Source organism: Bibersteinia trehalosi USDA-ARS-USMARC-188, assembly GCF_000521725.1.
GTDB lineage: Bacteria > Pseudomonadota > Gammaproteobacteria > Enterobacterales > Pasteurellaceae > Bibersteinia > Bibersteinia trehalosi.
The window spans coordinates 1,844,466-1,865,752 of record NZ_CP006954.1 but is presented as its reverse complement, the minus strand read 5'-3'; the positions used below and the strand labels follow the sequence as shown (position 1 = coordinate 1,865,752).

Here is a 21,287-nt window from a genome sequence, read left to right as displayed (position 1 = left end):
ATAAGAGCGACAAAGTCGCTCGGCTTCACTAACCCCATACGGCTCGTATGGGGTTACAAGCGGTCAAAAAAGGAAGAAAAAATGCAAAATAAAATAGACTGGCAAAAAGTGGAAGGCTTACTGCCTGTTATCGTTCAAAACGCCCAAACCTGCGAAGTGCTGATGTTAGGCTATATGAATCAACAAGCCCTCGAAAAAACGCTGGCTGAAAAGCGAGTGACTTTTTACTCCCGTACCAAACAACGACTCTGGACGAAAGGCGAAACCTCGGGCAATTTCCTAAACGTGGTGGATATGAGTTTGGATTGTGATAACGACACCCTGTTAATCCTCGCCAACCCTATCGGCGAAACCTGCCACACTGGGGCGGAGAGCTGTTTTTATCAGTTTGAACAAGAACAACCGGATTGGATCTTCTTCAGCAAATTAGAACGAATGATCGCTGAACGTAAAAATGCCGATCCGGAAAGTTCTTATACAGCGAAACTTTACGCCAAAGGCACGCCAAAAATCGCTCAAAAAGTGGGGGAAGAGGCAGTAGAAAGTGTAATTGCGGCAATGAAAAATGATCGGGAAGAGTTGGTTGGAGAGGTAGCGGATCTGGCGTATCACTTAACGGTGTTATTGCACAATGCCGATCTCTCGTGGGCGGAAGTAAACGCCAAATTGAAAGAACGCCACGCGGGCATTGGGTTACACCCTGAGGGCTCAAATAAGTAAGATTGTGAACTTTCGCAAAATCCTTTACTCTAACGGCTGGATTGAGTGGTTCAATCCAATTTATTTTTAAGAGGACTTTACTATGGGTTTATTTGATTTTGCAGCCAACATCGGCAAAAAATTATTTAACAAAGCTGAAGATGCGTCTAAAGCTGTTACCGATCATATTGCGGAAGATAATCCTGGCGTGGAAAATCTGAATGTTGTGGTTGAAAATGGCACAGCAAAAATTAGCGGAGCAGCATCCACCGCTGTTGCAATTGAGAAGGCGGTATTGATGGCTGGTAATGTTGCCGGTATCAATAATGTGAATATTGATGATGTGGTGATTGCTGATGGCTCAAGCCTTGGTAGTGATGATGAGTTTTATATCATTGAAAAAGGCGACAACTTATGGAAAATCGCTGAGAAAGCTTACGGTAACGGTGCTAAATATAAGGCAATTGTTGAAGCGAATAAAGAGGTGATTAAGGACGAAAATAAAATTTTCCCAGGTCAGAAAATTCGTATTCCAAAAGGCTTATAATTGCTCATAGTGAAAGGGCATTGCTTGCAATGCCCTTTACTTTTGCAAAAAATCAGCGAAAACAGAGCGCTTTTCTTGCCTATTCTTTTATGATGAATTACAATCCAGCCCTATTTTATACCCTAAATTTAACTCAACTTGAGGCAAAACAATGTCAATTTCTATTGAAACAATTCAAGGCTTAGAACGCCGTGCAACCATCACTGTTCCTGCAGATAAAATTAACGCAGCTTACAAAGAACAATTAAAAGGCTATGCGAAAAACGCTCGTGTAGATGGTTTCCGTAAAGGTAAAGTGCCACACTCAATTATCGAACAACGTTTTGGCGTAATGGCTCGTCAAGACGCCCTTTCTGATGAAATGCAACGTGCATTTTTTGAAGCAGTGATCGCGGAGAAAATCAATATTGCAGGTCGCCCAACGTTCACGCCAAATAACTATGAAATGGATAAAGATTTCTCTTTTTCTGTCGCTTTTGAAGTGTATCCAGAAGTTGAATTAAAAGGCTTAGAAAACATTGAAGTTGAAAAACCAGTTGTTGAAATTACTGAAGCAGATTTGGACAAAATGGTTGATGTGCTACGTAAGCAACAAGCAACTTGGACTGAAAGCACAGATGCGGCAAAAGCAGATGATCGTGTTACTATCGACTTTACTGGTTCTATCGATGGTGAAGAGTTTGAAGGTGGAAAAGCGACAGACTTTGTATTATTTATGGGGCAAGGTCGTATGATTCCTGGTTTTGAAGATGGTATCGTTGGTAAAAAAGCAGGCGAACAATTTGATATTGATGTGACTTTCCCTGAAGAATATCACGCTGAAAACTTAAAAGGCAAAGCAGCAAAATTTGCTATTAACCTGAAAAAAGTAGAAGTGATGGTATTACCAGAATTAACAGAAGAGTTCGTGAAAAAATTTGGTGCAGCGAAATCGGTGGAAGAGCTTCGTGCTGAGATCAAGAAAAATATGCAACGCGAATTAAAAAATGCGGTAAATAGTCGCGTTAAAAACCAAGTATTAAACGGTTTAGTTGCTCAAAATGAAATTGAAGTGCCTAAAGCAGCAGTCTCTGAAGAGATCGAAGTATTAAAACGCCAAGCAGCACAGCGTTTTGGCGGTAAACCAGAAATCGCAGCGCAATTGCCAAATGAATTATTTGAAGCAGATGCGAAACGCCGCGTTCAAGTTGGTCTTTTACTTTCAACAGTGATTGGTAGCAACAAACTGGCTGTTGATGAAGAGCGTGTAAAAGCACAAATTGAAGAATTAGCTTCTGCTTACGAGCAACCTCAAGAAGTGATCGAATACTATGCGAAAAACCGTCAATTAACTGACAACGTTCGCAATGTTGTATTAGAAGATCAAGCGATTGATGTTGTCTTGAATTCTGCTAAAGTAACAGAGAAAGCCATGTCATTTGATGAAGTGATGGCAGCTGCGCAACAAGCATAATTTTCTCTGATTACGCCTGCATAGGCTCACAAGCGGTGACTTTTAGTGAAAATTTTGCAATTTTTTACCAAAAAGTGACCGCTTTTTTATTAACTAAATTTATTATAGAGAATAGTGATGGAACAACTGACTTTTGCCGAACAGCTTCAGCAATTTATCGCTAATCACACTATTATGGTGATTGCTTGGGTAGCGATTTTCGTTGCTGTGCTTTTCAGTTTTTATAAAAGTGCAACCAGCAAAATTACCGTTGTGGATAATGCGCAGGCGACACAATTGATTAATAACGATGAAGCCGTGATTCTTGATGTGCGCTCTGATGAAGAATTCAGAGCTGGGCATATTATTGAAAGCCACCAACTTTACCCAACAGATATTAAAACTAATAAAACTCAGGCAATCGAAAAATATAAAGAACGAGCTTTAATCGTGGTGGACAACAACGGTTTAACAGCTCAAGGTTTAGCAAATACACTGGCTAAACAAGGTTTTACGAAAGTCTATGCATTAAAAGATGGCATTTTAGGTTGGCGTAGTGCTAACTTACCATTGGTGAAAAAACATAAATAATTCAATTAAAGAAGGAATAAACAATGGCTGAAGAAAATCAAGTTGCTGCAACCGAGCAAGAAAACCAAACTCCGTTTGAGATGCAGATCCAACGTATCTATGTGAAAGATGTCTCTTTCGAAGCACCAAACTTGCCACATATTTTTCATCAAGAGTGGAAACCACAATTAGGCTTTGAATTAGATACTGAAACTAACCAAATTGGTGAAGATACTTACGAAGTTATTTTGCATATTAATGTGCAGACGACTTTAGAAGATAGCAATGATGTTGCTTTCATCTGCGAAGTAAAACAAGCTGGTGTGTTTACGATTAAAGGTTTAGAAGGTGTACAATTAGCGCACTGTCTAGCAGCACAATGCCCGAATGTACTTTATCCGTATGCACGTGAATTAATCGCAAGTTTAGTAAACCGTGGTACATTCCCTGCATTAAACCTTTCTCCTGTGAATTTTGATGCATTGTTCCTTGACTACCTTGAACGTCAGCAACAGCAAGAAGCCGGTGAAACTCCCGCAGTAAACTAATTAAATGCAATAAAATAGGTATGCGGCGCATACCTATTTTTTTAATGCAAACAGAGGAATCTATGACTTATACCGCTCCTGTCACTATACTTGGTGCTGGCTCTTATGGCACAGCATTAGCTATTGCGCTTTCTCGTAACGGACATAAAACCTACCTTTGGGGACATAATCCACAGAAAATGGCACAGATGGCAGTTAGCCGAATGAACCAAGAATTTTTGCCTGATATCCCATTCCCTGATGCGCTTGAAATTGAAAGTGATCTTGCACAAGCTATTGCAAAATCTCGTGATTTGTTGATTGTTGTGCCAAGTCATGTGTTTGGTGACGTGCTGTTACAGCTCAAACCATTTTTAAGCAGTGAGCATCGAATTATTTGGGCAACAAAAGGACTAGAACGCGATACAGGGCGGTTACTACAAGAAGTTGTTTTGCAAATTTTAGGTGAAAATTACCCGCTTGCCGTGCTTTCGGGGCCAACTTTTGCTAAAGAATTAGCCGCGGGCTTACCAACAGCTATTTCACTTTCCTCTGATAACGCTCAATTCGCTGATGAAATGCAGCAGCGTATTCACTGTTCCAAATCATTTCGTGTTTATATCAATGATGACATGGTTGGGGCACAATTGGGGGGAGCAATCAAAAATGTGATTGCAATTGGAGCGGGAATTTCTGATGGTATGGGTTTTGGCGCAAACGCGAGAACGGCTTTAATTACACGTGGTATTGCAGAAATTAGCCGCTTAGGGGCAAGCTTAGGGGCTAACCCTGCTACTTTTATGGGAATGTCGGGACTTGGTGATCTAGTGCTGACTTGTACGGATAACCAATCACGCAACCGGCGATTTGGCTTAATGCTGGGGCAAGGCCGCAATGCCGAAGATGCTATTGCAGAAATTGGGCAAGTGGTAGAAGGTTTTTACAATACGAAAGAAGCTCATTTGCTAGCACAGAAACAAGGTGTAGAAATGCCGATTGTTGAGCAAATTTATCAAATGCTCTTTTGTGGAAAACAGGCAACAGAAGTTGCTAAAACCCTATTAGGACGAGAAAGAAAAGGGGAATAGTGATGGAATTAACGACCGATCAAATTTGGCAAGAAATTCGCCAAGAAGCAAAAAGCCTAACTGAAAGTGAGCCAATGCTAGCGAGTTTTTTTCATGCAACTATTCTTAAGCATTATCATTTGGGTGGTGCACTGAGTTATATTCTTGCTAATAAGCTCGCTAATCCAATTATGCCAGCTATTGCTTTAAAAGAGATCATTGAAGAAGCGTATATTGCTGATCCCAGTTTAATAGATAGTGCTAGCTGCGATATTGAGGCGGTGAGAACACGTGATCCTGCTGTAGATAAATGGAGTACCCCACTATTGTATTTAAAAGGTTTCCATGCGTTACAAAGCTATCGAGTTACTCACTATTTGTGGCAACAAGGCAGAAAAGCTCTCGCTATTTATCTGCAAAACGAAATTTCTGTCGCGTTTGATGTGGATATTCACCCTGCGGCACGTATTGGTTGCGGTATTATGCTTGACCATGCTACAGGCATTGTTGTCGGTGAAACTTCAGTGATAGAAAATGATGTCTCTATTTTGCAAGGTGTGACACTGGGTGGTACTGGAAAAGAACATGGTGACCGTCACCCGAAAATTCGCCAAGGCGTAATGATTGGTGCAGGGGCGAAAATTCTAGGCAATATAGAAATTGGTCAATACTCCAAAATCGGTGCGAACTCTGTGGTTCTGCAAGCTGTGCCGGAATATGCTACCGCGGCAGGCGTGCCTGCACGCATTATTGGGCAGTCACAAGATCAGAAACCTGCCTTTGAAATGAACCAATATTTTGGTGAAAGCGGAGTATTTGGATTGGATGGTGATGGTATTTAGCCATCCCTTGGCAAGCGGTTTAAATTTGCAGATTTTTTACAAAATTTGACCGCTTGCCAAAAACTTATGCTAGAATGCTTGCGCTTTTCACAGCTTTCCCGTCAAATTAGCGGCATCAAATTTATCTGTTGCCTTTCATTTTTATTCATATTTGAATGTTCTTTCACGCCTAGCGTGTCTATTACTATAACAAAAACAGTAAGTTATTTTATTAAAGGAATTTTTTATGATACTTGATCCAAATTACCAACAAGAATTAGAAAAATACGAAAATCCTGTACCAAGCAGAGAATTTATTTTACAAACTATCCGTGATTTTGATGCGCCAATGAGTCGCGACGAATTGCTCGATGCCTTTCATATTTATGATGAAGAACGCAGTGAAGCTATTCGTCGCCGTCTACGTGCGATGGAAAATGATGGCCAATTAGTATTTACTAAGCGTAAACGTTACGCACTACCAGAAAAAATGGACTTGCTTAAAGGCACTGTGATAGGTCATCGTGATGGTTATGGCTTTTTGCAAGTGGAAGGTTCAGACGACTGGTTTATTCCAAATAGCCAAATGGTGCGTGTATTACACGGTGATTTTGTACTAGCGCAACCGAATGGGACAGACAGACGTGGGCGTAAAGAAGTGCGGATCGTGCGTGTGCTTGAGTCTCGCAAAAAACAGATTGTCGGACGGTTCTTTACCGAAAGCGGTATTAGCTTTGTTGTGCCGGATGATAGCCGCATCAATCAAGATATTTTGATCCCAGAAGAGCATCGCTTGGGGGCAAGAATGGGGCAAGTTGTGGTTGTTGAACTGCAACCACGAAAAGCCGATTTCAAGCGCCCTGTTGGGGTGATTACCGAAATTTTAGGCGATAATCTTGCCCCAGGAATGGAAATTGAGATCGCGCTGCGTAATCACGAGATCCCCCATGTTTGGAGCGATGGCGTAGAAAAGCAGATTCGCCATTTTGAAGAAGAGGTTCCCGAAGAAGCAAAACAAGGGCGAGTTGATCTGCGTGAACTGCCATTAGTTACCATTGATGGCGAAAGTGCAAGAGATTTTGATGATGCGGTATTCTGCCAACGTGAACAAAACGGTTGGCGGCTGTGGGTGGCAATTGCCGATGTGAGCTACTATGTTCGCCCGAAAACCGCACTGGATTTAGAAGCGGCACAGCGTGGTAACTCGGTCTACTTCCCAAATCGCGTAATCCCAATGTTGCCTGAAGTGCTGTCTAATGGTTTATGTTCACTCAATCCGCAGGTCGATCGCCTATGCCTCGTTGCGGAAATGACGATTTCTGAGCAAGGCACACTCACCGGTTATGAGTTTTACGAAGCGGTAATGAACTCGCACGCGCGCCTTACCTATACCAAAGTGTGGAATATTCTCGAAGGCGATGAAACTTTGCGTGAACGCTATGCAGCACTAGTTCCCCACTTGGAGGAGTTACATGCGATGTATAAGGTGTTGATGGATACTCGCCAAAAGCGGGGAGCAATTGAGTTTGAAACTATCGAAAATCAATTTGTGTTCAATCCACAAGGACGCATTGAACGCATTGAACCGTTAATCCGTAACGATGCGCATAAAATCATTGAAGAGTGTATGATTTTAGCCAACATTGCTGCGGCACGTTTTGTTGAGAAAGTTGATGAGCCAGCGTTATACCGTATTCACGCTCAGCCAAGCGAAGAAAAACTAACCAGTTTCCGCACTTTCTTACGTGAATGTGGCTTGTTCCTTGATGGTGGGCTGTCGCCAACCCCAAGTGATTACGCTAAATTGCTTGCCGAAGTACAGGAGCGTCCAGATAAAGAGCTGATCCAAACAATGCTCCTTCGTTCGCTTAAACAGGCAGTTTATTCACCAGATAACGAAGGACATTTCGGCTTGGCATTAGGCGAATACGCGCACTTTACTTCGCCAATCCGCCGTTATCCTGATTTGCTTTTACACCGTGCGATTAAATATTTAATCGAAAAAAGCAAAGGCAACACTCGTCGTTACACCGATGGCGGTGGTTATCACTACAACTTGGACGATATGTACCAATTTGGTGAAAAATGTTCTGCAACCGAACGCAGAGCGGATGAAGCCACTCGAGAGGTTGCTGACTGGCTGAAATGCGAATATATGCAAGATCACGTGGGTGATGAATTTGATGGTGTGATTTCTAGTGTCACAGGCTTTGGGCTGTTTGTGAAACTGAATGAATTGTTGATTGATGGCTTGGTGCATATTTCCACTCTCGATAACGGCTACTACCATTTCGACAGCGACCGACAACGCTTAGTCGGTGGCAACGGCGTAATGTATCGCTTGGGCGATCCGGTTAAAGTGCGTGTAATTGGCGTTAATCTTGATGATAAGAAAATTGATTTCGCTTTAATTACTAGCTTGAAAACGCCAAAATCTGCGGGCAAAACAGCGAAGAAAAAAGCAATGCAAGCGGTGGAAAAAGCGGAAAAATCTGCAAAAGCGAAAGCCAACAAACCGAAAGTGTTTATCGAAGTAGCAAGCCAAAAGCCAAATAAAAACCAGGCAAAGAAAGACCGCAAAGCAACGGCGAGAAAGCGGAAGAAAGTACGCTAAATAATGAGGCGGAGATGAACTCCGCCTTTGTTTGCTATTTTGCTAATTTAGCCAATAATTTTGTGTGAATACCACCAAAAGCACCATTACTCATAATCAGAATATGATCATTTGGTTGTGCATTTTCTGCAATCATTTCCACTAATGTATCTAAATTTGCAGACCAAGCCGCTTTTTGAGAAAGCGCATCAGTAATGGTTGAAACACTCCAAGGGATTGTTTCAGGTTGGTAAATAAAGACTTCATTGGCATCTTTTAGCGATGGTGCGATTTCATCTTTATGTACGCCCATTTTCATTGTATTAGAACGTGGTTCCAGCACTGCCAGAATGCGCTCATCACCAACTTTACCCCGTAATGCAGCAATTGTTGCTTCAATAGCTGTTGGGTGGTGAGCGAAATCATCGTAAACGGTTATGCCATTCACGTTTCCTTTTACTTCTAGACGGCGATTCGCATTCACAAATGTTCCTAGTGCTTCACAAGCCGCGCTAATTTCAACACCAGCATGATTTGCCGCTGCAATTGCCATTAGCGCGTTGTGCATATTATGTGCCCCTAAAATTTGCCATTTTACTGTGCCGGCTTTTTGTCCAAAATGATAAATCTCAAACTCTGTGCAATCGCTTTTTAATGCCTGCGCGTACCATTCTTTTTCTTTGCCGATAAACTGTAATTCGCTATAGTTACCCATTGCGAGTGTATCTTGCGCATGTTGATCTGCACTAGCAGAAAGAATACGCCCGTTTTCTGGCATGGCTCGGATCATATGATGGAATTGGCGCTGAATGGCTTTGAGATCCTCAAAAATATCCGCATGATCAAATTCAATATTGTTGATGATAAGTGTTTTGGGCGAATAATGTACGAATTTAGAGCGCTTATCGAAGAAGGCAGAATCGTACTCATCGGCTTCAATGACAAAAAATTCACTATCGCCCGCACGAGCTGAAATGCCAAAATTACCTGCCACTCCGCCAATTAGAAAACCTGCCTCAATGCCGTTTTTTTCTAAGATCCACGCTAACATGCCTGTGGTTGTGGTTTTACCATGTGTACCAGAAACGGCTAATACCCAGCGATTTTTTAGGAGATTATCGTGTAACCATTGTGGGCCTGAAGTGAAATTAAGACGGTTATTGAGCACATATTCTACGCATGGATTTCCACGTTTCATTGCATTACCAATAATCACCATATCTGGTGCGGGGTCAAGCTGGGCAGGGTCAAAATGGGGAATAATCTCAATACCGCTATTTTCTAAAAAAGTACTCATTGGAGGGTAAACATTAGTGTCAGACCCAGTTACTTTGTAACCTAGTTCACGGGCAATAATTGCCACTCCTCCCATAAAAGTACCGCAAATGCCGAGAATGTGAATGTGTTTTTTCATCATTAACCTTCTAAAGTGTGATCAATCTCACAAAAACGATTTTCTTCAGTAAATGAAGAAAATCTCTCATCTATAATTTCAGCATTCTAACACACGAAGGACAATAAGAATGAAAACATTAGGTGAATTTATTGTTGAACGGCAAGCGGAATACCCAGGGGCAACGGGGGAGCTCAGCGGTATTCTTTCTTCTATTCGTTTAGCTGCCAAAATTATTCATCGCGATATTAATCGTGCGGGCTTAACCCAAGATATTTTGGGCATGTCAGGTGATGAGAATGTACAGGGTGAAATTCAAATGAAATTAGACGTATTTGCCAATGAAACCCTGAAAAAAGCATTGATCGCAAGGGGGGACGTTGCTGGATTTGCTTCGGAAGAAGATGATTCTTTTGTTGCATTTGATACGGAGCGGGGGCGTAATGCTAAATATGTCTTGATGACAGATCCTCTTGATGGCTCATCTAATATTGATGTGAATGTTTCAGTAGGCACAATTTTTTCCATTTATAAACGTGTTTCACCAATTGGTACTCCGGTAACCATTGATGATTTCTTGCAGGAAGGGCGCAAACAAGTGGCTGCAGGCTATGTGACTTATGGCTCTTCAACTATGCTGGTTTATACTACGGGTAATGGGGTGAACGGGTTTACCTATGATCCATCACTCGGATTGTTTATTCTTTCTCATCCAAATATGCAGATGCCACATATTGGCAAATATTACTCCATTAATGAAGGACAATATGTCACTTTCCCAATGGGAGTGAAGAAATTTATTAAATATTGCCAAGAAGAAGATAAAGCAACCAAACGTCCTTATTCTTCTCGCTATATTGGTTCATTAGTTTCCGATTTTCATCGTAATTTGTTAAAAGGCGGAATCTATATTTATCCAACCTCAACACGCTACCCAAGCGGTAAATTACGCTTGCTATATGAAGGCAATCCAATGGCGTTTTTGGCCGAGCAAGCAGGAGGTTTGGCAACCGATGGGTTTACACCAATCTTAGATATTAAACCAACAGAGCTACATCAGCGAGTGCCACTCTTTGTTGGCTCAAGAGATATGATGGAAAAGGCTCACCACTTTATGCAAGAATTCCTTTAATCATCTCTCAAGCGGTTGATTTTGAGTAAAAAAATGCAAAAACGACCGCTTGTCATTCTTTTATAATATTTTGTTATAACTATATTCCTTTCGTTCTTTACCTATTCGTTGGGAATAGGTATCTTTTGCCTGATTTTTCTTTTAGATGGAGTTTTTTATGAAACTACGTACCCCTTTAACCCTAGTTGCGGTCGCAACCAGTGTTTTTTTAACTGCTTGTGATGATAAAAGTACAAGCGCGACAACCACCGCAAAAACAGGCAATAAAACTTTTATTAACTGCGTGAGCCGTTCGCCAACGGCATTTAGTCCAGCTTTAACCATGGATGGTCAGTCTTACAATGCAAGCTCTCAACAAGTGTATAACCGTTTAGTAGAGTTTGTGCGAGGTTCAACTGCGATTGAGCCAGCACTTGCTGAACGCTGGGAGGTCAGTGAAGATGGTTTAACTTATACCTTCTATTTGCGTAAAGGCGTGAAATTTCATACTACGAAAGATTACACTCCAAGCCGTGAATTTAATGCAGACGATGTGTTATTCTCATTCCAACGTCAGTTAGATAAAGAACACCCATATCATAATGTATCAAAAGCAACTTATCCGTATTTCAATTCAATGAAATTCCCGAAACTGTTGAAAGCTGTAGAAAAAGTGGATGATCACACGGTAAAAATCAGCCTGAACTATGCGGATTCAACATTTCTATCTAGTTTAGGTATGGATTTCATCTCTATTTATTCCGCTGAGTATGCAGAGAAATTACTTGCAGCAGGGACACCAGAGGTCTTAGATACCACCCCAATTGGTACTGGTCCATTTATTTTTGCAGGTTATCAACTTGATCAAAAAGTACGTTTTCTTGCTAATGCAGAATATTGGAAAGGTAAAGCAGATATTGATAGTTTGATTTTTGATATTGTGCCAGATGCAACTGCTCGTTATGCCAAATTGCAAGCAGGTTCATGTGATATGATTGATTTCCCAAATGTGACAGATCTGGAAAAAATGAAAACCGATCCGAAAGTAAATTTACTTTCTCAAGAGGGATTGAACATCGCTTATATTGCATTTAATACCGAAAAAGCGCCATTTGATAATGTTAAAGTTCGCCAAGCATTGAACTATGCGGTAGATAAAAATGCGATTATTGATGCTGTTTACCGTGGGGCAGGTGTGGCTGCGAAAAATCCTCTACCTCCAACGATTTGGGGATACAATAATCAAATTACAGATTATGAATACAACCCAGAAAAAGCTAAAGCACTATTAAAAGAAGTAGGGCTAGAGAATGGTTTTGAAACGCAAATCTGGGTGCAGCCTGTTGTGCGTGCATCTAATCCAAATCCTCGTCGTATGGCAGAGTTAATTCAGGCAGACTGGGAAAAAGTGGGTGTAAAATCTGAATTAGTTTCTTATGAATGGGGAGATTACATCAAGCGTACTAAGGCAGGGGAATTAACGGCAGGAACTTATGGTTGGTCGGGAGATAATGGTGATCCTGATAACTTTTTATCGCCGCTATTTGGCAGTGAGAATGTCGGTAATAGTAACTATGCGCGTTTTAAAAATGCAGATTTAGACGCATTATTAACGAAGGCAGTTAGTCTCTCAGATAAAGAAGCCAGAGCAAAACTCTATGAGCAAGCACAAGTGTTATTACACGAACAAGCGCCATGGATTAACGTAGCTCATTCAATTGGCTTTGCACCTGTAAGTAAACGAGTGATTGATTATAAACAAAGCCCATTCGGTTATTCTTATTTCTATGGTGTGAAATTAGCGGATTAATCAGTTTCTTTAGTGTAAAAAAATCCACTTAATGATGAATTAAGTGGATTTTTTTATTTAGTTTGTGTTGCCTTAATAAGGGATATACTAAACTTCAATCCCAAATTTTGCTTTAACCAACGCTTGGAAATCAGTACAACCACCCACGTGTTGATTATCTAAAAAGATTTGTGGCACAGTCGCAACAGGGCCACCAACACGAGGTTCAAGATCGGCTTTTTCAATACCTTTTGCCGGCATATCAATAAATTCAAAATCAAAGTCTGGTAATTCAGCTTTCATTTTTTCTGCTAAGGCTTTTGCACGAGTGCAGTATGGACAGGTGTAACGCCCGAAGATTTCTACGAACATAATTGTTTCCTTTGGGTTATGCAATAATGTAAGGGCGTGCGTCGCACGCCCGTGGGCGTATGACATACGCCCCTACTTTTATAGATTAACGTGTGCTAGTACTGGTTGTCGTGCGACTTGCACGTTTACGCTCAACTTCGGTGAGTAATTTCTTACGAATACGCACAGAAGTAGGCGTTACTTCCACTAACTCATCGTCATCAATAAATTCTAACGCTTGTTCAAGTGTGAATTTCACTGGAGTAGTGAGCGTTAATGCATCATCTTTACCGCTTGCACGCATATTGGTCAGTTTTTTCCCTTCTAGTGGATTTACGGTTAAATCATTTGAACGGCTGTGAATACCGATAACCTGACCTTCATAAATTTCCGCACCGTGATCGATCATTAATTTACCGCGATCTTGCAGATTATAAAGTGAGTACGCCAATGCTTTACCTGTACCGTTAGAGATTAACACACCGTTGATACGCTGACCAATATCCCCCGGTTTAACATCATCGTAGTGGCTGAATGAAGAGTAGAGTAAACCAGTACCTGAAGTCATTGTCATAAATTCGTTACGGAAACCGATTAAGCCACGGCTTGGAATAATATATTCTAAGCGAGTACGCCCTTTGCCATCTGGCACCATATCACGCACTTCACCTTTACGGATACCTAACGCTTCCATTACCGCCCCTTGATGTTGCTCTTCAATATCAATGGTCACTTGCTCATACGGCTCTTGTTTGCGACCATCAATCTCTTTGAAAATCACTTTCGGACGAGATACCGCTAATTCATAGCCTTCACGACGCATATTTTCAATTAACACAGACAAGTGTAATTCGCCACGACCAGATACGCTAAATACGTCCGCATCATCGGTTTCTTCCACACGCAGTGCCACATTATGGACTAACTCTTTTTTCAAGCGTTCTAAAATTTGACGAGAAGTGACAAATTTACCTTCCTGACCACAGAATGGCGAGGTATTTACACAGAAGAACATCGTTACGGTTGGCTCGTCCACGCTTAATGCTGGTAAGGCTTCTACATTGTTAATATCGCAAAGTGTATCTGAAATGTTGAGTTCGCCTAAACCCGTAATCGCAATAATATCGCCAGCGTAGGCTTCTTCCGCTTCGTAGCGTTGTAAGCCTAAGTGACCTAATACCTGCCCTACACGGCCATTACGCGTTTTGCCTTCACGGTCAATAATGGTTACAGGTTGATTTGGTTTTACCGTACCACGTTTGATACGGCCAATACCGATAACGCCTAAGTATTTGCTGTAATCTAATTGTGAGATTTGCATTTGGAATGGTGCGTCTAATTCCACATCAGGCGGAGAAACGTGTTCAACAATCGCTTCAAATAGCGGATCCATATTCGGGGCTAAATCTTCGTGATCTAAGCCAGCCACACCGTTTAATGCTGAGGCGTAAATGATTGGGAAATCTAACTGCTCATCGGTGGCACCAAGATTGACGAACAAATCAAACACTTGATCCACCACCCAGTCAGGGCGTGCACCTGGTCTATCTACTTTGTTGATGACCACAATCGGTTTTAAACCGTGAGCAAACGCTTTTTGAGTTACGAAACGAGTTTGTGGCATTGGACCGTCAAAAGCGTCCACCACGAGTAATACCGAATCAACCATAGAAAGCACACGCTCTACTTCACCACCGAAGTCGGCGTGTCCTGGGGTATCTACGATGTTAATGCGATAATCGTTCCAGTTAATTGCGGTATTTTTCGCTAAAATGGTAATACCACGCTCTTTTTCTAGATCGTTGGAATCCATCACTCGCTCGTCCACATCACCACGAGATGTGTCTAGCGTACCAGAAAGTTTGAGAAGTTTATCAACCAATGTTGTTTTACCGTGGTCAACGTGAGCAATAATTGCGATGTTACGCAGTTTTTGAATATCAATTTTTTGCATTGGAATATCTTATATGAGAAAAAATAAAACGCTGGGCGAGCCCAGCGAACGGAAATTCAGATTATGACAATCGTCAAAAATTTGAGTAGATAGAATTATACAGAAATTTCACAAAGTCGCATAGAAAACAAGCGGTCAGTTTTGCGTAAAAATTTGCAAGCTCCTACAAGGTGATATTTGAGCGCCCCATAAAAGAGTGAAGTAATGTTTCACTATCAACCATTTCTAGCTCGCCACCAACAGGGATGCCGTGAGCAATACGAGTCACTTTAATATTATGTACTAAACACATTTCGGCAATATAGTTTGCGGTAACATCACCCTCTTTAGTTGGATTTGTCGCTAAAATCACTTCATGAAACGATTCTTCTTCAAACCGCTTTTGCAATAAATCTAAGCCAATCTCACGTGGGCCTATACCATCTAATGGGGAAAGTCGGCCCATCAAAACAAAATAACGCCCTGAGAATTGCCCCGTTTGTTCTATTGCTTGAATATCTGCAGGCATTTCAACAATACAGAGTTGTCCACTCATTTGGCGACGTGGATTTTGGCAGATATTGCAATGTTCTTCTTCGGTAAACGTACGGCAAGATTGGCAATGTCCAATGTGGCTCATCGCTTCATTTAAGGCTTTTGCAAGATTGAGGCCGCCTTGTCGATTACGTTGTAATAAATGATACGCCATACGCTGTGCGGATTTTGGTCCGACGCCAGGTAGAATGCGTAGGGCTTCAATTAGATTTTCAAGTAAAGGGCTAGTTTGCATTGTTATCCTAAATTCACAGTAAAAATGTAGGGGCGTATGTTATACGCCCCTAAAATAATGTTGTAGCCGCATTAAAACGGAAATTTCATTCCTGCGGGTAACTGCATGCCAGCCGTTACACTAGCCATTTTCTCTTTTTGCATCTCTTCTGCGCGACGCACAGCATCGTTAAATGCGGCAGCGATTAAGTCTTCTAACATTTCTTTGTCATCTTCCATTAATGATGGATCGATTTCAATACGACGACAGTTATGTGCGCCATTGATCGTTATTTTTACTAAGCCCGCACCAGATTCTCCTGTGACTTCTAACTGTGCGATCTCTTCTTGCATTTTTTGCATACGCTCTTGCATTTGCTGAGCTTGTTTCATTAAGCCGCCTAAGCCGCCTTTTCCAAACATGAGTATTCTCCGTAAATCAAAAATAAGGCTGTATTCTACTTTAAGCGCGCTTTCTCTACAATGTTCTTTTATATCCTATTCGGATAGAAAAATACCCTATCAAATAGAGTTGATAGGGTAAAAGGTGAACGTATCAATATTATGAAAAATTATTATCTATAAGCCTTAATTTGTATTTACATTCTTTAAAAATATTTGGCGAGGGGTACTCAAACCTAATTTTTCTGCTTCGTTAATGAGGTTGAGCGCTTTATTTATATCTTTCGCTTTCAACGCTTTTTGCACTGCTTGATTAAAATAGTGCTCAGTATCTTTATCTACTTTGGTTGTTCTCTGATTATGTGCAGATGCTATTTGTGTTTGGGGTTGATGGGAATTAAAAATCGTTGTCGGCAAACCGATAAATTTGCTGTCATTTAACCCATTTACATTAAGATAAATTTCTCCCGATAAGCTATGTTTTACTTCAATATCCTTAATGCTTGGAGGCTGTTTGCCAGTGGCCTTAGCATAAACTTTTGCCGGATGAGGAATAGTTGTACTTTTATCTAAGTCTTGTTTTGTAGTATAGACAAGTAAATAAATGTAGTCTTGATTTGCAACTGGAGTTAGTTTTAATTCAGCGCTTAGGCGATTTCCTTTTAAACCTCGCTCTTCTAGTAATGTGAAATCAGCGGAAGAATAGGTTGCTGCAATATTAAAGTGACTATCCAAAACAATCACATTTGGAACAAAAAGATTTTTTTCTAGTACAGAACTTTCAATTTCAATATTTAACGTGCCTTGGTTTGCAGGAATACGATATGCAGCAACAGGACTTGCTATACCAGCAAAAGCGGTTGTGAATGATTGTTGTTGTTTTTCCACTAAATTGGTTTTTACTTCTTGAGTAAGAGCAACATCTTGCCACTGTATTTTAGCTAATTCTTGTGAGTTAATATGAGGTGTTGGCGCTAAATGCCCAGCTAAGCTAGGGTAACTGAATAGTAAGCTTGCTAATGAAAGTGTAGTAATAAATCTTTTTTTCATATTAACCTCTATATTGTGATGAAATTTTAACGAGGAGTGGTATCTCAGGGTAGGCATCATTGCCTACCCTTAATATGTTTACCACCATGCTTCAAATTGAACGCCACCAATAAATTCACTGTCTTTCGCTTTATAGCCTAAGTTAGTACGATTTTCAGTATTGAATTTATCATTCCAATGTGCATAGGTGGCAAAGACTCGAATGGCAGGGCGTGCCCAAATACTGTTACCTGCTTGCCATTGTTGCGCAATAGTATATTTCATGAGGTCATTTTTCTTACCAGAAGCTTGATCTTTAATGCGATCATAGCCAACCTCTAATAGTGTACTCATGGTATCAGTCCATTTGTACATTGGACGAATCCCCGCTGAATACCATGTTTTACCTTGTTTATTGTCAAGGTCTGTTTTTTCATAGATTAACGCGTACATAAGCTCGATTTTGTCACTAGCTTGCACCACACCCTGATTAATTAAGCGCAGCATATTTCCTTTATTACTGGCAAGTGAGCCTTGAGCATGACCATTATTCCAAGATGTCATGGAATCTGTCGCATACTGTGCGGTAAATTTATTAAAGCCACCAAAGAAATTACCTTGAGTATATTCTGCAGTAACCATGTAGCCGTTTTTAGTGGCTTTATCATTATTAAATTTACTGCCATCTTTTGTATGGGCATTTGCGTAGTCAAAACCTAATTCAAGAGAACCATCTTTCCATAGTTCGATGCCAGCTAAACGAATATCAAAAATGTCGTTATATACCTCTTTTTTGGTGTTACGATCACTGACATACGCTTTTTTTGCATAATCGTAGTAATAAGAGAATGCACCGTCTTTCTCGGTATCTCTCGTGACAGCTAAAGACAATTTACCTATTCCGAGATCAATATTTTCAATCCCCGCACCAGGGCCTGAAATATCCCAGTAATAGAAGTCGTTCATATGAACGTCATGGCGTTGATAAAAACGTTTACCTGCCCATAATGTTGCCCCAGGTAAGCTATCGGCAAAATTTTTAAACTGAACATTTAATTCACGTAGTGCGGGGCTTGTTTCTGTCCAGTCATTGTTATGGAGTGTACCCCCATAGGCAAGGTTAGTATCAAAGTAGATAGATTTTTCACCACTTTTGAAGAGCTCTTGACCTAATTTCAATTCCGCATAAGTGTCTGATTCATTACCTAAACGGTATTTAGAGCCTCCGCCATTTACCGTAAATGCTGATTGCTCTCCACCACCAGATGTCCAGCCAATGCCTGAACGGGCATAACCGTGAAATTCTACCGCTGCGATATTTGTGGCGAATAGCATGCTACCAATTGCCGTTGCTAGAAGTGTTTTTTTCATAGAATGACCTCTCTTAGTCTAATTTAGGTTGTGTATTAATTGGTTTGAAAATAATTTGATTTCAAACCAACAAAGGAATTTAAACTCCTTTTTCGGTAAATAGACGCTGGCAAGCCGTACCATCTTCTCTAAATAGATGGCAACGTTCAGGCACAATGCCGATATCCATTGTTTCCCCTTCTTTTGCTAATAACACATCATTTTGACGATAAATTAATGTAGGTTGTTTAATTTCAGGAATCTCTAAGTGGATTTGTGTTTCGCTGCCTAAAAGTTCGACTGCCTGAACTATGCCGCGTAAAGAGATGGGGGCTTTATCTGCAGGTACTAAATGTTCTGGGCGGATGCCAAGCGATAAAATTTCACCGGCTTTTACTCTCTCGCCGGACACTGGAATCCAGAAATTGTGGTGCTCTGCGTTTGGTAATTCAATTTGTACTTTCGCTGGTTCCACATCGGTAATTTTGACCGGTAGGAAATTCATCTTAGGTGAGCCAATAAAGCTTGCTACAAAGCGGTTAGCTGGGTAATGATAAAGCTCTAGTGGCTTACCTACTTGGGCGATTCCCCCTGCATTGAGAACGACTATTTTGTCTGCTAATGTCATTGCTTCTACTTGATCATGAGTAACATAGATCATGGTACGATTTAGTCGTTTATGTAGTTTGGAGATCTCAACTCGCATTTGTACACGTAATGCGGCATCAAGATTAGAAAGAGGTTCATCTAATAAAAAGACTTCTGGTTGAGATACTATCGTACGTCCAATCGCAACACGTTGGCGTTGTCCGCCGGAGAGCGCTTTAGGTTTTCGATCTAATAGGTGGGCAAGTTGCAAAATTTCTGCAACTTGATTGACTCTTTGAGTTCGTTCAGCTTTGCTTACTCCAGCTAATTTCAAACCAAATGACATATTTTCGGCTACATCTAAATGCGGATATAGAGCATAGGATTGGAATACCATACCTATGCCACGTTTAGACGGTTCGACATCATTCATTAATTTATCGCCAATATAAAGCTCACCTGTTGTAATATCTTCAAGACCGGCAATCATTCTAAGTAGAGTTGATTTGCCACAGCCTGAAGGGCCAACAAAAACAACAAATTCTCCTTCCTCAATTTCTAAATTAATATTTTTTGAGATATGTACATTGCCATAAGATTTGCCGACATTATGCAGTGACACCTTTGCCATAATAGAACCTCATATCTTTATATCTTTTGCGAATATCTTAATTTCGGCAGGATAATCGCTCTTTCTATGTAAGAAGAAATCCTCCTAAAAGGATTTTTTTAGGGATTAGAAACGAAGAGATATTTATTTTAGGAAAAATAGGAAATAAAGATTTTTTTGTAAATTTTGCTAAGTGATGCTCATTTTTTGTCATGTTTTTTGTGAGCTAGATCACAAATTTAGTGAAAATGTTAATTAGATCATATTTTTGTTTAGGGGGGCGTAGAGTAAAGGCTGATCTCAAATATAAATAACCGCTCATAATTTGATTCGCTCTTAGGGCTGTTGATAATTCAATTTCATTGGTGACAGTGGCAGGTTTTTGACTTGTTGTGAGTAGACCCGAGGAGTGGTATCTATTTCTAATTTTCCTTTCTCTCTTCAGGAGCGTTTTATGAAAAGCAAATACATCAAATTCACGTTAGCTACACTTGCTAGTCTAGTGATTTCTAATGCAGTAATGGCAAAAATGACGGAAGGTAAACTCGTTATTTGGATTAATGGTGATAAAGGCTATAACGGCTTAGCGGAGGTCGGTAAAAAATTTGAGAATGATACAGGTATTCCTGTTTTGGTTGAGCACCCAGATAGATTAGAAGAAAAATTTGCTCAGGTAGCTTCAACTGGGGATGGCCCAGATGTGATTTTTTGGGCGCACGATCGATTTGGTGGTTATGCACAATCAGGTCTCTTAGACGAAGTTCATGTTAGCCAAGAGTTTAAAGACAAATTTGTAGATTTTGCTTGGGATGCAGAAACCTATAATGGCAAAATTATTGGCTATCCCGTTGCAATAGAAGCAATTTCATTAATCTATAACAAAGAGTTGGTGGCTTCAGCACCAACATCATGGGAAGAAATTGTTGAATTAGATAAATCACTCAAAAAAGAAGGCAAAAATGCCATTATGTGGAATTTATCTGAACCATATTTTACTTGGCCTGTGGCTGCCTCTAATGGCGCTTATGCATTTAAATTTACGGAGGGAAAATATGATGTGAAAGACATTGGGGTAAATAACGAAGGTGCAATTAAAGCATTGCAGTTTGTAGTAGATATGGTGAAAAATAAACACATCAATGCTGATATGGATTATGCAGTTGCAGAAGCTTCCTTCAATAAGGGACAAACAGCATTAACAATTAATGGTCCTTGGGCTTGGGGCAATATTGATAAAAGCGGTATTAATTATGGTGTGACGGTGTTGCCAACCTTAAATGGCAAAGCTTCTAAACCTTTTGTTGGGGTGCTAAGTGCTGGTATTAATAGTGCAAGTCCGAACAAAGATTTAGCTAAAGAATTCTTAGAAAATTATTTACTCACAGATGAAGGATTAGATACGGTAAATAATGATAAAGCATTAGGCGCTGTGGCACTTAAATCTTATCAAGCCAAATTAGCTACAGATCCACGTATTGCAGCAACAATGGAAAATGCTAAAAATGGTGAGATTATGCCTAACATCCCTCAAATGGCAGCATTTTGGTATGCTGAAAAATCTGCAATTAATAATGCAGTCACCGGTCGTCAGTCGGTAAAAGAAGCCTTAGATGATGCCCATTCTCGGATTCAAAAACAGCAATAGTTTTCATAATTAAGGGTGGGAAAATAGTTGTGAATTTTTCCCGCTCTAATTTTATACTCGAA

The 21,287-nt window shown here is 40.5% G+C and carries 19 protein-coding genes; 11 read left to right on the top strand and 8 right to left on the bottom strand.

Annotated features, from left to right (window positions below; genetic code table 11):
• Window positions 1–81 precede the first annotated feature (81 nt).
• From hisIE to rnr, 8 genes are all read left to right on the top strand, one after another.
• Window positions 82–720: a bifunctional phosphoribosyl-AMP cyclohydrolase/phosphoribosyl-ATP diphosphatase HisIE gene (hisIE, locus tag F542_RS08390; protein WP_015431925.1), complete on the top strand. Its 639-nt coding sequence runs from the start codon at window positions 82–84 to the stop codon at window positions 718–720.
• An 82-nt stretch (window positions 721–802) separates the two neighbouring features.
• Window positions 803–1,246, top strand: coding sequence for a peptidoglycan-binding protein LysM (gene lysM / locus F542_RS08385; RefSeq protein ID WP_015431926.1), 444 nt, complete (start codon window positions 803–805; stop codon window positions 1,244–1,246).
• A 151-nt stretch (window positions 1,247–1,397) separates the two neighbouring features.
• Entirely contained in the window at window positions 1,398–2,699 is a 1,302-nt protein-coding gene (gene tig / locus F542_RS08380; RefSeq protein ID WP_015431928.1) for a trigger factor, read from the top strand.
• Window positions 2,700–2,816: 117 nt separating this feature from the next.
• Window positions 2,817–3,269, top strand: a complete 453-nt coding sequence (locus tag F542_RS08375) for a rhodanese-like domain-containing protein (protein ID WP_015431929.1) — start codon at window positions 2,817–2,819, stop codon at window positions 3,267–3,269.
• Window positions 3,270–3,292: 23 nt separating this feature from the next.
• Window positions 3,293–3,796: a protein-export chaperone SecB gene (gene secB / locus F542_RS08370; RefSeq protein WP_015431930.1), complete on the top strand. Its 504-nt coding sequence runs from the start codon at window positions 3,293–3,295 to the stop codon at window positions 3,794–3,796.
• A gap of 44 nt (window positions 3,797–3,840) precedes the next feature.
• The gene (gene gpsA / locus F542_RS08365) at window positions 3,841–4,863 is read left to right on the top strand and encodes an NAD(P)H-dependent glycerol-3-phosphate dehydrogenase (RefSeq protein ID WP_015431931.1); all 1,023 of its coding nucleotides are present in this window, start codon (window positions 3,841–3,843) and stop codon (window positions 4,861–4,863) included.
• Entirely contained in the window at window positions 4,863–5,684 is an 822-nt protein-coding gene (gene cysE, locus F542_RS08360) for a serine O-acetyltransferase (protein ID WP_375804323.1), read from the top strand. The genes gpsA and cysE overlap by 1 nt, the downstream gene beginning before the upstream one ends.
• Before the next feature lie 226 nt (window positions 5,685–5,910).
• Window positions 5,911–8,277 carry a ribonuclease R gene (gene rnr / locus F542_RS08355; RefSeq protein ID WP_015431933.1) on the top strand — a complete coding sequence of 789 codons (2,367 nt, stop codon included), beginning with the start codon at window positions 5,911–5,913 and terminating at the stop codon, window positions 8,275–8,277.
• Window positions 8,278–8,311: 34 nt separating this feature from the next.
• Here rnr and mpl read toward each other — a convergent pair whose 3' ends face one another.
• Window positions 8,312–9,673, bottom strand: coding sequence for a UDP-N-acetylmuramate:L-alanyl-gamma-D-glutamyl-meso-diaminopimelate ligase (mpl, locus tag F542_RS08350; protein ID WP_015431934.1), 1,362 nt, complete (start codon window positions 9,671–9,673; stop codon window positions 8,312–8,314).
• Between the two features lie 106 nt (window positions 9,674–9,779).
• Here mpl and fbp point away from each other — a divergent pair, with 106 nt between their 5' ends.
• Window positions 9,780–10,781: a class 1 fructose-bisphosphatase gene (gene fbp, locus F542_RS08345; RefSeq protein WP_015431935.1), complete on the top strand. Its 1,002-nt coding sequence runs from the start codon at window positions 9,780–9,782 to the stop codon at window positions 10,779–10,781.
• A 157-nt stretch (window positions 10,782–10,938) separates the two neighbouring features.
• The gene (locus F542_RS08340) at window positions 10,939–12,570 is read left to right on the top strand and encodes an ABC transporter substrate-binding protein (RefSeq protein ID WP_025267300.1); all 1,632 of its coding nucleotides are present in this window, start codon (window positions 10,939–10,941) and stop codon (window positions 12,568–12,570) included.
• A gap of 87 nt (window positions 12,571–12,657) precedes the next feature.
• Here the strand turns inward: F542_RS08340 and F542_RS08335 are convergent, their stop codons facing one another.
• From F542_RS08335 to malK, 7 genes are all read right to left on the bottom strand, one after another.
• Window positions 12,658–12,921 carry a GrxA family glutaredoxin gene (locus F542_RS08335; RefSeq protein WP_015431937.1) on the bottom strand — a complete coding sequence of 88 codons (264 nt, stop codon included), beginning with the start codon at window positions 12,919–12,921 and terminating at the stop codon, window positions 12,658–12,660.
• 85 nt (window positions 12,922–13,006) lie between these two features.
• Window positions 13,007–14,854, bottom strand: a complete 1,848-nt coding sequence (gene typA, locus F542_RS08330) for a translational GTPase TypA (RefSeq protein ID WP_025267299.1) — start codon at window positions 14,852–14,854, stop codon at window positions 13,007–13,009.
• 163 nt (window positions 14,855–15,017) lie between these two features.
• Window positions 15,018–15,623, bottom strand: coding sequence for a recombination mediator RecR (gene recR, locus F542_RS08325; RefSeq protein ID WP_025267298.1), 606 nt, complete (start codon window positions 15,621–15,623; stop codon window positions 15,018–15,020).
• 71 nt (window positions 15,624–15,694) lie between these two features.
• The gene (locus F542_RS08320) at window positions 15,695–16,024 is read right to left on the bottom strand and encodes a YbaB/EbfC family nucleoid-associated protein (protein ID WP_015431940.1); all 330 of its coding nucleotides are present in this window, start codon (window positions 16,022–16,024) and stop codon (window positions 15,695–15,697) included.
• A gap of 165 nt (window positions 16,025–16,189) precedes the next feature.
• Window positions 16,190–17,053: a maltose operon protein MalM gene (gene malM, locus F542_RS08315; RefSeq protein WP_025267297.1), complete on the bottom strand. Its 864-nt coding sequence runs from the start codon at window positions 17,051–17,053 to the stop codon at window positions 16,190–16,192.
• A 78-nt stretch (window positions 17,054–17,131) separates the two neighbouring features.
• Window positions 17,132–18,403 carry a maltoporin gene (locus tag F542_RS08310; RefSeq protein ID WP_025267296.1) on the bottom strand — a complete coding sequence of 424 codons (1,272 nt, stop codon included), beginning with the start codon at window positions 18,401–18,403 and terminating at the stop codon, window positions 17,132–17,134.
• A 79-nt stretch (window positions 18,404–18,482) separates the two neighbouring features.
• On the bottom strand, window positions 18,483–19,601 hold the full coding sequence (malK, locus tag F542_RS08305; RefSeq protein WP_025267295.1) for a maltose/maltodextrin ABC transporter ATP-binding protein MalK: 1,119 nt from the start codon (window positions 19,599–19,601) through the stop codon (window positions 18,483–18,485).
• A gap of 433 nt (window positions 19,602–20,034) precedes the next feature.
• On the opposite strand from malK, the gene malE reads away from it, so the two are divergent.
• Window positions 20,035–21,225, top strand: a complete 1,191-nt coding sequence (gene malE / locus F542_RS08300; RefSeq protein WP_025267294.1) for a maltose/maltodextrin ABC transporter substrate-binding protein MalE — start codon at window positions 20,035–20,037, stop codon at window positions 21,223–21,225.
• The last annotated feature ends 62 nt before the right edge of the window (window positions 21,226–21,287 follow it).

Excerpts from the sequence above, each read along its gene's own strand:
- hisIE (WP_015431925.1), top strand. The coding sequence starts at position 82 with ATGCAAAATAAAATAGACTGGCAAAAAGTGGAAGGCTTACTGCCTGTT.
- lysM (WP_015431926.1), top strand. The coding sequence starts at position 803 with ATGGGTTTATTTGATTTTGCAGCCAACATCGGCAAAAAATTATTTAAC.
- tig (WP_015431928.1), top strand. The coding sequence starts at position 1,398 with ATGTCAATTTCTATTGAAACAATTCAAGGCTTAGAACGCCGTGCAACC.
- F542_RS08375 (WP_015431929.1), top strand. The coding sequence starts at position 2,817 with ATGGAACAACTGACTTTTGCCGAACAGCTTCAGCAATTTATCGCTAAT.
- secB (WP_015431930.1), top strand. The coding sequence starts at position 3,293 with ATGGCTGAAGAAAATCAAGTTGCTGCAACCGAGCAAGAAAACCAAACT.
- gpsA (WP_015431931.1), top strand. The coding sequence starts at position 3,841 with ATGCAAACAGAGGAATCTATGACTTATACCGCTCCTGTCACTATACTT.
- rnr (WP_015431933.1), top strand. The coding sequence starts at position 5,911 with ATGATACTTGATCCAAATTACCAACAAGAATTAGAAAAATACGAAAAT.
- mpl (WP_015431934.1), bottom strand. The coding sequence starts at position 9,673 with ATGATGAAAAAACACATTCACATTCTCGGCATTTGCGGTACTTTTATG.
- fbp (WP_015431935.1), top strand. The coding sequence starts at position 9,780 with ATGAAAACATTAGGTGAATTTATTGTTGAACGGCAAGCGGAATACCCA.
- F542_RS08340 (WP_025267300.1), top strand. The coding sequence starts at position 10,939 with ATGAAACTACGTACCCCTTTAACCCTAGTTGCGGTCGCAACCAGTGTT.
- F542_RS08335 (WP_015431937.1), bottom strand. The coding sequence starts at position 12,921 with ATGTTCGTAGAAATCTTCGGGCGTTACACCTGTCCATACTGCACTCGT.
- typA (WP_025267299.1), bottom strand. The coding sequence starts at position 14,854 with ATGCAAAAAATTGATATTCAAAAACTGCGTAACATCGCAATTATTGCT.
- recR (WP_025267298.1), bottom strand. The coding sequence starts at position 15,623 with ATGCAAACTAGCCCTTTACTTGAAAATCTAATTGAAGCCCTACGCATT.
- F542_RS08320 (WP_015431940.1), bottom strand. The coding sequence starts at position 16,024 with ATGTTTGGAAAAGGCGGCTTAGGCGGCTTAATGAAACAAGCTCAGCAA.
- malM (WP_025267297.1), bottom strand. The coding sequence starts at position 17,053 with ATGAAAAAAAGATTTATTACTACACTTTCATTAGCAAGCTTACTATTC.
- F542_RS08310 (WP_025267296.1), bottom strand. The coding sequence starts at position 18,403 with ATGAAAAAAACACTTCTAGCAACGGCAATTGGTAGCATGCTATTCGCC.
- malK (WP_025267295.1), bottom strand. The coding sequence starts at position 19,601 with ATGGCAAAGGTGTCACTGCATAATGTCGGCAAATCTTATGGCAATGTA.
- malE (WP_025267294.1), top strand. The coding sequence starts at position 20,035 with ATGAAAAGCAAATACATCAAATTCACGTTAGCTACACTTGCTAGTCTA.